This is a genomic window from Streptomyces sp. NPDC002817, from assembly GCF_053592055.1.
Map to the genome: position 1 here is coordinate 17,819 of NZ_JBSFUY010000062.1, position 9,338 is coordinate 27,156.

At 67.1% G+C, this 9,338-nt stretch carries 9 protein-coding genes and 2 pseudogenes; 6 read left to right on the forward strand and 5 right to left on the reverse strand.

Features of this window, described 5'->3' with window-relative positions:
• Nucleotides 1–97 precede the first annotated feature (97 nt).
• Nucleotides 98–388 (reverse strand): annotated as a pseudogene (locus tag ACWD3I_RS47535) (DUF1996 domain-containing protein); the annotation flags it as partial.
• Between the two features lie 135 nt (nt 389–523).
• On the opposite strand from ACWD3I_RS47535, the gene ACWD3I_RS47540 reads away from it, so the two are divergent.
• Nucleotides 524–1,621, forward strand: coding sequence for a WD40 repeat domain-containing protein (locus ACWD3I_RS47540; RefSeq protein WP_365410814.1), 1,098 nt, complete (start codon nt 524–526; stop codon nt 1,619–1,621).
• A 486-nt stretch (nt 1,622–2,107) separates the two neighbouring features.
• Here ACWD3I_RS47540 and ACWD3I_RS47545 read toward each other — a convergent pair whose 3' ends face one another.
• From ACWD3I_RS47545 to ACWD3I_RS47555, 3 genes and pseudogenes are all read right to left on the reverse strand, one after another.
• A complete protein-coding gene (locus ACWD3I_RS47545; RefSeq protein ID WP_365410811.1) occupies nt 2,108–2,965 on the reverse strand; it encodes an LLM class flavin-dependent oxidoreductase in 858 nt (285 codons plus the stop codon).
• A gap of 889 nt (nt 2,966–3,854) precedes the next feature.
• Nucleotides 3,855–4,400, reverse strand: a complete 546-nt coding sequence (locus ACWD3I_RS47550; protein WP_451084427.1) for a LysR family transcriptional regulator substrate-binding protein — start codon at nt 4,398–4,400, stop codon at nt 3,855–3,857.
• Between the two features lie 145 nt (nt 4,401–4,545).
• Nucleotides 4,546–4,725: pseudogene (locus tag ACWD3I_RS47555) on the reverse strand (LysR family transcriptional regulator); the annotation flags it as partial.
• Nucleotides 4,726–5,039: 314 nt separating this feature from the next.
• Between ACWD3I_RS47555 and ACWD3I_RS47560 the strand changes: the two are divergent.
• The gene (locus tag ACWD3I_RS47560) at nt 5,040–5,270 is read left to right on the forward strand and encodes a hypothetical protein (RefSeq protein ID WP_365410808.1); all 231 of its coding nucleotides are present in this window, start codon (nt 5,040–5,042) and stop codon (nt 5,268–5,270) included.
• Between the two features lie 213 nt (nt 5,271–5,483).
• Here ACWD3I_RS47560 and ACWD3I_RS47565 read toward each other — a convergent pair whose 3' ends face one another.
• Nucleotides 5,484–6,164 (reverse strand): TetR/AcrR family transcriptional regulator C-terminal domain-containing protein, encoded by a 681-nt coding sequence (locus ACWD3I_RS47565; RefSeq protein ID WP_365410805.1) that lies wholly within the window; start codon nt 6,162–6,164, stop codon nt 5,484–5,486.
• A 116-nt stretch (nt 6,165–6,280) separates the two neighbouring features.
• On the opposite strand from ACWD3I_RS47565, the gene ACWD3I_RS47570 reads away from it, so the two are divergent.
• The 4 genes from ACWD3I_RS47570 to ACWD3I_RS47585 all read left to right on the forward strand — a co-directional run bounded on the left by ACWD3I_RS47570 (nt 6,281) and on the right by ACWD3I_RS47585 (nt 9,262).
• Nucleotides 6,281–7,048 carry an SDR family NAD(P)-dependent oxidoreductase gene (locus tag ACWD3I_RS47570; protein WP_451084424.1) on the forward strand — a complete coding sequence of 256 codons (768 nt, stop codon included), beginning with the start codon at nt 6,281–6,283 and terminating at the stop codon, nt 7,046–7,048.
• 748 nt (nt 7,049–7,796) lie between these two features.
• The gene (locus tag ACWD3I_RS47575) at nt 7,797–8,249 is read left to right on the forward strand and encodes a DUF5707 domain-containing protein (RefSeq protein ID WP_365410802.1); all 453 of its coding nucleotides are present in this window, start codon (nt 7,797–7,799) and stop codon (nt 8,247–8,249) included.
• A 127-nt stretch (nt 8,250–8,376) separates the two neighbouring features.
• On the forward strand, nt 8,377–9,066 hold the full coding sequence (locus ACWD3I_RS47580) for a DUF2238 domain-containing protein (RefSeq protein WP_365410799.1): 690 nt from the start codon (nt 8,377–8,379) through the stop codon (nt 9,064–9,066).
• Between the two features lie 13 nt (nt 9,067–9,079).
• Nucleotides 9,080–9,262 carry a toll/interleukin-1 receptor domain-containing protein gene (locus ACWD3I_RS47585; RefSeq protein WP_365410796.1) on the forward strand — a complete coding sequence of 61 codons (183 nt, stop codon included), beginning with the start codon at nt 9,080–9,082 and terminating at the stop codon, nt 9,260–9,262.
• Nucleotides 9,263–9,338 lie beyond the last annotated feature (76 nt).

Consider the following 9,338-nt stretch of genomic DNA (forward strand, 5'->3'; position numbering starts at 1 on the left):
TCTGCCCGCCCAAGGCACGGTGAGCCGGCCTGCGAAGTGAGTGCCACGCAGGCCGCCTCGGGTTGGCTCGGCGGGTCTCAGATTCCGGGAGGGGAGATCACTGGCACTTCCGGCCGGTGTTGATGCACTGGCCCATCTGGTTCTCGTCGAAAGCGTTGATGAAGTCGCCGTGGTCGGTGATCGGTTTGTGCATCTGCTCCGGGAAACCGTCCACTGCGTAGAAGGGGGTGGAATTTCCGTTGTCGTTGAGACTCGGTGCCCTTATGGCGTAGATCAGGCGTTGGACCAGCTGCGGGATGGCCTTGAAGCCGTTCGGGCAGGCACCGGTCTTCGGGTCGGCGAAGGCGACGTGCGAGCGGTGGTTGGCACTGTCGATGCTGCGGCCGTCCTATTGAGCCAGAGACCGAGTCTGGACAGCACCGCGGTTCTTGTCCGGACAGCACTCTGTGCTCTTCCGCAGTCCGGTAGGGAGCACAGGATTTTCGTTTCTCCTCCGGGGAGAGGCGCGGTTAGCCTGCGGGTCATGACGGGTCTGGTTCATGAGGATGGAACCTGCGGTGAGCCGGCGGTGACACGGGTGGCGGGCCCGGGGACGGGGTGGCAGGTGGAATGGGCCACCGGCGGTCTGATCGCCGGGTTTACCACGGGGGTGACCGGCCACGCCGACTGGGTGCGTTCGGCGGCGACAGCCGTGCTTGACGGGCGCGCGGTCGCCATCACCGGAGCCGATGACGAAGCCGTGCTGGTGTGGGACCTGGCGACAGGTAAGCGGATCGGTGCCGCTCTGCCTGCTCGTGGCTCGGTCTGGACTGTGGCGTCGGAGATAGTGGACGGCCGACCCGTTGCCCTCATCGCCGACTCGTCTGCACTGGTGCAATCGTGGGACCTGGCCGACGGCCGTCCGCTGGCGAGTCTCGCTGGTGGGGCGTGGGCGGCGGCGACAGGCGTGGTGAACGGTCGGCCCGTGGTTCTCATAGGCAAGCAAAACGTTCCCCAGCTGTTGATGTGGGACCCGGCCACTGGCGAGATTGTGGGCGATCTCGTGAGTGCCCCACCGGTGGGGCACATCGGCGCCGTGGTGTCGGTGGCGACGGCAGTGGTGGACGGTCACACCAAGGCCGTCACTCTGCACGACGACAGCACCGTCGGGGCATGGGATCTGACTGAGTGCCTGTATCAGGGCCAGGTCGCACCCCCGACCGGGGGCAACAGACAGCGGGTGTCGCTGACCGCCGTCGTCGTCGGCGCCCGTTTGGTCGCCGTCACCGGCAGCTGGGACGGGCAGGTTCAGGTGTGGGACGTGGCCGCGTGCACGGAAGTGACGGGACGTGTGCCACTGACCGGCCATACCGGTCCGGTGTGGGCCCTCGCCACGACCGTGATCGACCGCCGTCCCCTCGTCGTTACCGGCAGTGATGACCAGACGGTACGGGTGTGGGACATGGCCGCCCACCGTCAGGTGGGTTCGGATCTGGTGTTCCCCTCGGAGGTGACTGCAGTGACCATGGCGTCCGACGGGCGGCTGGTGGTCGGGTTCGGGAGCGACATAGCGGTTCTGGCACCGCAGCCACATGCCTGGGCAGGTGCTTCAAACTCCCCAGGAGCGGCGAACTGGTGCTGAACATCTTTTACGTCGACGCCGCCGATGAGAGAGGCTCCGGGTGTCATCAGGCCGCCAGCTCCTTTCGTTCCACGAGCTGGCCGCGTTCGAAACGTGCTCCCGTACGGACCAGGGACACCAGGTGGGCCCCGTGATCGCGCGCCAGCGGTCCTGGGCTGTCCCCGTACTCGTGTGAGTGCACCACCAAGTCCGCCGTCCAACCACGAACGGCAACGGTCGGCGCACGACATCATCAGCTCACTGCAGAAGAGCCAGGCTCATACAAGATTTTCGTAGCCGTTGATCGCCCAGAGATCATCGTCGGGCAATCGATGGTGACTGCGGCGTGTATGGGTGCCGTTTGTTCGAGTTTTTCCTCAAGTAGCGCTTGTGCCTCGGCTGGGGAACCGTGAACAAGACGCCAGTGGCTGCCCACATGGCGAAGCAGCTGTACTGCGCGACCGTCGGCCCAGTCGGCACGCCACACCGGCATCGCCTGACAGACCGTTACCGCACGGCTTCGGTCAGCCGTTCGATCTCGTCGAGGTCGTCAATGGTCGGGTTGAAGATCAGCTCGTCGACGCCCAGGTCCTCGTACTGCTTGACCCTGTCGCGTGCCGCGTCGGTGCTCCCGACCACGGCGCTCGAGCAGAGTGCGGCGACCTCCTCACCCAGATTGCTGTAGAAGTCGTAGATGTAATTCCGCCCCCTGTCGGAGTCGTCGTCCAATGCGAAATGGACGGTCCCGACGAGATACTGCTTGTCCTCCCGGCCGGCGTCCGTCCATGCCCGGCGGGCGTTGTCGAACCAGGAGGCAGACATCGACACGGGCACCGTGCCGGACATGTACCCCTTGCCCCACTTGGCCATCCGCTGCAGCGCAGCCGGGGCCGTACCGCCGAACAGCAGCGGGATCTCGACCCCCTCACCGGGCACACCGGCAAACTGCTTCCCCGGGATGGGCCTGCCCGCCCAGAAATCACGGAAGACCTCCAGGGCGTCGTCCATCCGTTTGCCCGCACCGCGTGGCCCCGCACCCTGGGCCATGAACTCGTCCTCCCGCCCGCCGATGCCGAGCCCTGCGGTGAGTCGCCCGCCCGAGACGCCCTGGATGCCGGCGAGTTCCTTGGCCAGCAGAAGCGGCGGCCAGGCCGGCGCCACCAGGATGTTTGTGACCAGGCCGATCGAACTGGTCGCACCGGCGGCCGCCGCGAGCGCCACGGTGTCCATGACGTTGGGGTAGGTGAAGCGGCCGCCCACACTCAGCGAGGAGAATCCGGCTGCCTCCGCGCGCCTGGCCCACTCCGGGATTGTCTCGGCCCGGACATTACGCACCAAACTGGGAAGCCCGATAGAGATCTTCATGCTGCTGCTCCTTGTTAAGTGAGTTTGTGCTTCTGTGAGATGACCGAGTCCGGCGGATGCGGCGCTTCCCGCCGTGACGTCATGCGGTCGGCCGGCGTGCGGTCAAGTGCGACGGAGTTGCACAGTGTGTCTCCCCGAGAGCGCCTGGAAGACCGGACCGAGGACGTGCGGCTGATCGTCCGTTGGATGCGTCCTGTGGGCTGAGGGCCCACACCACCTTGGAGAAGGCCACCGGCTGCGAAGTACCGATCCACCGCGCGGAATTGCCCCGGAGGGCCTGTGCTCGCCAGCGCCTGGAACAGGCGCACCGTCCGGCCGCCGCATGACAGCTGGACGAGCGAACCTACGACACCGAGGGGCTCTCAGAGCCAGGGGCCCAGCTGCGTGGCGCCGCCGTCGACAACCAGCTCAGAAGCGAATCCTCGATCCCAAGCGTGATCGTCGTGCCCGGGGTCGTTCGTTGACCCGGATCTCTCCGAGTCGAACGACCGGTCGAGGTCCCGTCGGGTGCGACGCGTCGCTCTGGATGGCGATCGCGCCCACCTTCGTCACACCGGATGCCACGGCGAGTCCGACACCTGAACTGCCGCCGGTGATGACTGCGGCCTTGTTGCCGAGTTGTCCCATGGCATCGAGTTCAACACCCGGCCACCGGCGCAACAATGACGCTTTTGGTATCGCAGCGGTACCCGGACGGTATCGGTTGCGCGTGCGGCATTGTTCGGTCCGAGGGCTCCGTGGCAGCCAGCCAGTTTCCACGGTCCGCACGGCGTCGACGCCACGTGACCGGTTCAGCCGGCGGGGCTCGCCGACGGCCTTGGGGGAGAGGCCGTACTGGTCTCCGCGCGCCGTGCGCGACATTCATGAGGCGTTCCTCGCGCTCGCCCACTCACTCGGCTGCGGGCAACGCTCCGTACCGCATGGCGTCGGGGGGCTCCGACGCGCCCACGTACTCGGTTGTCACGCGCTTGGCTGTGCGCGCGAACGCGTCACGTGTCGCGGCCGGGACGCCCGGCCCCCATGTCAGCACGAGCTGCGTCGATGGCACATCGGCAACTGGAACCGCCACGACGGCGGGTCCGATCCGGTCGGTCGCGCTTGCCCCCACCATCACGATCAATTCGCCCATGGCGACTTTGTCGATGATCTCGTCGAGCGTGCCTTCCGGCCAGTGCGGTCGGAAAAGCCCGTCCAGTGCGAGATCGGTAGACGAAATGCTCGATTTTGCTGCGAGGAAGTGATCTCGCGGCAGCAAGGCGACGATCCTCTCTTCCACGAGCTCCGTGAATTCCAGTCCTTCAAGGTCATCATGACCGCACGTCAGCGCGATGTCCGCCGAACCGTTGCGTACGAAGTCGACCTGGTCCCGGGTGAACACGACTTCGATGTCGGCCGCGCCGGGCTGGCGACGGTAGGAGTGCAACACGTCCGCCAGGAGCCAGGAGCCCGGAGCCCGTGCCCTGCAACGCGGCTACCATCAGCCGGTGCGGGTGGCCTCTGCGTTGGGCGCGCGACACCGCCGTGTCCACCGCGGTCAGCGCCTTGCGGCTCTCGGCCAGGAAGACCGCACCGGCCGCGGTGAGAACGACACGGCGACTGGTGCGCTCGAATAGTTGAACGCCCATACGGCGTTCCAGCCTGCCGATGGCCCTCGACAACGGTGGCTGCGCGATCCCGAGCCGTTCCGCGGCCCGCCCGAAATGCAGCTCCTCGGCGACCGCGACAAAGTACTCGAGTTCACGCGTCTCCACCCGGTCCATACCCGCAGAGTAACAATCAGTTGCTCCGGTGAAGACTCAGAACATGGCGGAACATTGCCCTCATCAGGCGGCGAACGCACAAGAGGTGACGGTGAGCGCCATCTGAACACGTCCGCCCTGCGCCGGGCTTCGTCGCAAGCGCGCCGGTCCGAACGGCCGGAAGGATGAGGAGATGTGCTGTCGGTCAGTCGTTCCCGTTGGTCCCCCCGCGGCATGCGGACACGGGGAGTGGTTCGGTGCTGCCCGAAGTCGACGCCGCCGTGATGTGGAGTGCCACCGCTCATGCCGCGCTCTCACGGGTGCTACGACGGCGCGTGGCTCAAACACTGTACGAGGACTCGGATCTGCTGCTCGGCGGCTTCGGTGCTGACCCGTTCGTCGAAGACCCCCTCAAGGGCGCCCGTGCCGGCTTCATCGCCAACGGCGAGATCAACCGCATGGGCTTCGGCGTCAGTTGCAAGGGTCCCGTACCTGGAGGCGGCGTCGCTCTGGGCGAGAAGGTCCAGCTGACCCTCGAGATCGAGGCCGGTCTGCAGACCTCCTGACGTCCCCGATGGCCCGCGCCGGCTCGACCGCGTACGGGCCGGCAACCAGTCACGGGCGGTGCGGTCGGCCGGCTCGGACAACCTGTACCGATGTCGCCGAGCATTGTGGTGCCGGTTGGCGTCGTACAGAAGGCATGCGGCTTCCAGCCCGAACGCGGAGTGCCTCGGCGCGACTCGATCGGGCTTCGGCACAGTAGACCGGGCCGGTCTGCGTCAAGCTTCGGGGTGACTGGCCGATTCCTGTACGGGGGAGTGCCCGCTGAGAATCAGGTCGACGCCGTAGACAAAGCGGTCGTCAAAGCTCTCCTCGGTGAGGTGCGAGATCGTCGCCGTCAGATAGGGGAATACCGAGGGGTCAGCCTCCGCCGCTTCGGCGCACACTGTGCGGTTCTGCGGTGTCTGTTCTTCCTCGACCAGGCCGAGGGTGAAGTACATCAGGGTCCAGGCAGTCCAAGCCGCCTCCTTCGGGCTGCGGCGGGCGGCGTGCAGGGCGGCGTTGAACGCCTCGGCGAACGCACGCTGGTTGGGCCAGGCCAGCGAGGAGCCCTCTCCGGCCAGGCGGGCGCCGTCCCGGTGGGACAGCAGCGCGGTGCGCAGTGACGTGAGCAGTGCGCGGACCCGTTCTTCAGGATCAGGGGGCAGGTGGGCGGGTATGCAGTCGGCCACCATGGCGTCGGCCGCTGCGCTGAGCAGACCGGCCTTGTCCTTGAGATGCCAGGCGACGGCGTTGACCCGTACGCCGAGTGTGGCGGCGACGGCGCGCAGGGACAGCTTGTCGAGGCCGTCGCTCTGTAGCACCTCCATCGCGGCGGCGGTGATCTGGTCGGCTGTGAGGCCGACGGGAGCACGGGAGGTGGTGGTGCGAGGCTGCGCGGCGTTTGACGACTTGGACACCGCACAAGCATACTTGTATCGTAACTTGGACGCCGTCCAAGTCGTTCGGTTTGCCCGCGAGGCCGCCCAACCACCGATGGCGTCCCGTGCTCAGGAACCTCCGAAAGGGCATCGTCATGGGGAAGCTCAACGGCAAGACCGCTCTTGTTACCGGCTCCAGTCGAGGCATCGGCCGTAGCATCGCCGTCGGTCTGGCCCAGGAGGGAGCGTTGGTGGTGGTGCACTATGCGAACGGGGAGCGGGCCGCTCTTGAGACCGTCGAGCTCATAGAGAAGGACGGCGGCCGGGCTTTCACGGTCCGGGCGCAGCTGGGCGTACCGGGTGATGTCGACCAGTTGTTCCAGGGGCTGGAAGCCGGCCTGAAGGAGCGCACCGGAGACACCACCCTGGACATCCTGGTGAACAACGCCGCCCAGAGTCTGCCCCTCGGAATCGCGCCGGAGGAGATGTCGGCCGAGCAGTTCGACACGTTGTTCGCGGTCAATGCCAAGGCCCCTTTCTTCATCACCCAGCGCGCTCTCGGGCTGATCCCTGATGGGGGGCGCGTCATCAACATCTCCTCCGCCATGACCCGGAAGTCCAATCCCTCGGGGGTCCTCTACGCGATGACCAAGGGAGCCCTAGAACAGCTCTCGCTGCACTTCGCGCGGCACCTCGCCCCCCGAGGGATCACCATCAACTCGTTGGCCCCGGGCGTCACGGACAACGGGAGCGAAATCTTCAACATCCCCGAAGTCGTGGAGCAGATGTCCCAGTTCTCGGCGTTCCATCGCGTCGGCGTGCCGAAGGATGTCGCCGACGTGGTGGCCTTCCTCGCGACCGACGAAGCGCGCTGGATCACGGGTGCGTTCATCGACGTCAGCGGTGGCAGCCTCCTTGGCTAGACGAGCATGACCGACGCGGCGCAGTGGCGTCCGTGAGCCGGCGACAGGCGCTGTGGTGGCGCCGGGTACATTCACGCGACGCTGCGCCCATCGGCTGCGCGAGACCGCCATGCGGGTCGGAGCGCGGATACCTCATCCTATTAGGGTCTCTTAGGCAGTTCACCCGACTATGGGACGCCACGACTCACCTTCCTGACCAGGGCATCCCGCAGCCCGGGTCAGCGGGAGCGGGATCGGACTGATCAAATCGGTCCCGCGCCCCTTATACAACCGAGCGGGGCGCTTCCCCGCCCCGGAGTCAGTCAATCGCCGGCCTGCATGTACGGCCGGTGCGCCCACGCGGGTGGTCCCGGCCGCAGGAGGAGGAGAGGGGCTCGGGAACGGCGAAGGAAGCACGCGCGGGTGCCGGCCGCCGTGGGCCGAGAACGACACCCCCCGCATCCGCGATATCGCCGCGCGCTGCCGCTTCACCGAGCGTGCGGTCCAGCGGATCATCCCCGCCCTCGAAGAAGGCGGTTGCTGGAGTTGGTGGCCCTCGCCGTCCGGCCACCTGCACCACCCCCGCACGCAAGGCTGGACCCCGTGCTGTTGCTCGTCATGAACACCAGGGTGATTCGGCCGGCTACTCAGGCGCGGTTGAGTATGTCTGCCGATGCCCGGCATCTGTCCGCACAGCGAGTATCTGTCCATCGACGCAACCGAGTTGGGCCGATCCGATTCAGTACTCACTACCGCTACGGAGATTGCCATGTCCCGACGTGTCGCCCTGCTCGTGTCCGCTGGTGTCGTCGCCCTCGGCGGCGCGGGTGCCTTCGCGTTCGCCTACGCCGGTGAGCAGCCCCCGGCGCTGGAGAAGAGCACCGCCCGTTACACCGCTCCGGACGGGAAGGGCGATGGCTCGCTGACGTTCTCGACGGATGTGACGGCCAATTCCGGTGTGAAGAGCGTGAAGGTGCTGGCGTGGCCGCAGGACTCGTCCCTGGGCAACAAGGGCCTGACGGCCAAGGACATGGCCGACGCGGAGTCGGCCACCTGCACTCCGGCGGGCGACGACAGGGTGCACTGCACCTACAAGGTGGCGGTCACCAGCTCTGAGGCCGAGGCGTCCCCGCACGGTGCCTGGCACGTCGCGGTCCTGGCCACCGCCAAGAACGGCACCACCACCCTGGACACCACCGCGGCCGACTTCACCCAGCACTAGTCGAGCACCCACGCCACCCAGGCCTCGGCAACCCGCCGAAGCCGACGCCCACGCCGAGACCAAGGAGCCGGCCACGTCGCCCCTCCCCGCAGCGACGGCCGCCCCGTCCACCAGCCGTACCGGTCCTGTGCCTGGCCGGAGTCGGCTGCCGGCCGCGCTGGCGGTCGGGGTGACCGTCGCGCTCGGGGTCTCGGCATGGCATCCGAAGGACTCCACCACCTGGTTCCTGGAGACGGTCTGGGTGGTCGGGGGCCTGCCGCTGCTGATCCTGCTGCACAAGCGGTTCCCGTTGAGTGACCTGCTGTACTGCCTGCTCGCCGTGCACGCCCTGGTTCTGATGACCGGCGGGCACTACACCTACGCCGAAGTACCCGCGGGTGACTGGATCCGCGACTGGCTCAACTGGTCCCGTAACCCCTACGACCGATTCGGCCACCTCATCCAGGGCTTCGTCCCGGCGATCCTCGTGCGCGAACTCCTCGTACGCACCTCACCCCTGCAGCGCAGCCGCTGGCTCGCCCCGCTCACCGTCTGCGCCTGCCTCGCTTTCAGCGCCGTCTTCGAGATGCTGGAATGGCTCTCCGCGGTCATTGGCAAGGACGCCGCAGATGCCTTCCTGGGCACCCAGGGGGACGTATGGGACACGCAATGGGACATGTTCTGCTGCCTCGTCGGCGCCACGGTGTCCCTGCTGCTCCTCTCCCGCGTGCACAACCGCTTCCTGGCCCGCCTCCAACCGGCCGACACCACCGTCAGCAGCGAGAGGCGGAGGCGTACTGCCCCGAGTTGGACGGAGTGCGGGTACGGGGGCGTCTGACGGGGTGTCGGACATGGTCTGGTTCATCAGTCATGCGGGTGCGGACCGGGCGTCGGCGGAGTGGATCGCCTGGCAGCTGACCGAGGCCGGGCACCGGGTGGAGCTGGACTATTGGGACTGGGGGGCGGGCGGCAATTTCGTCCTGAGGATGAACGCCGCGCTCGAGCGAGTCCGACCTGGTATGCCCCGGTTCTAATGGAGTCGGGTTGCTGGACAATTGACGATCCAGCAGCCTTCGGAGGCCGTGATGCCCCGCAGCTATCCGCCCGAGT

What these genes read in the sequence shown, in the direction of transcription:
- ACWD3I_RS47570 (WP_451084424.1), top strand. Translation starts at nt 6,281, where the DNA reads ATGGGGAAGCTCAACGGCAAGACCGCTCTTGTTACCGGCTCCAGTCGA.
- ACWD3I_RS47540 (WP_365410814.1), top strand. Translation starts at nt 524, where the DNA reads ATGACGGGTCTGGTTCATGAGGATGGAACCTGCGGTGAGCCGGCGGTG.
- ACWD3I_RS47575 (WP_365410802.1), top strand. Translation starts at nt 7,797, where the DNA reads ATGTCCCGACGTGTCGCCCTGCTCGTGTCCGCTGGTGTCGTCGCCCTC.
- ACWD3I_RS47545 (WP_365410811.1), bottom strand. Translation starts at nt 2,965, where the DNA reads ATGAAGATCTCTATCGGGCTTCCCAGTTTGGTGCGTAATGTCCGGGCC.
- ACWD3I_RS47585 (WP_365410796.1), top strand. Translation starts at nt 9,080, where the DNA reads ATGGTCTGGTTCATCAGTCATGCGGGTGCGGACCGGGCGTCGGCGGAG.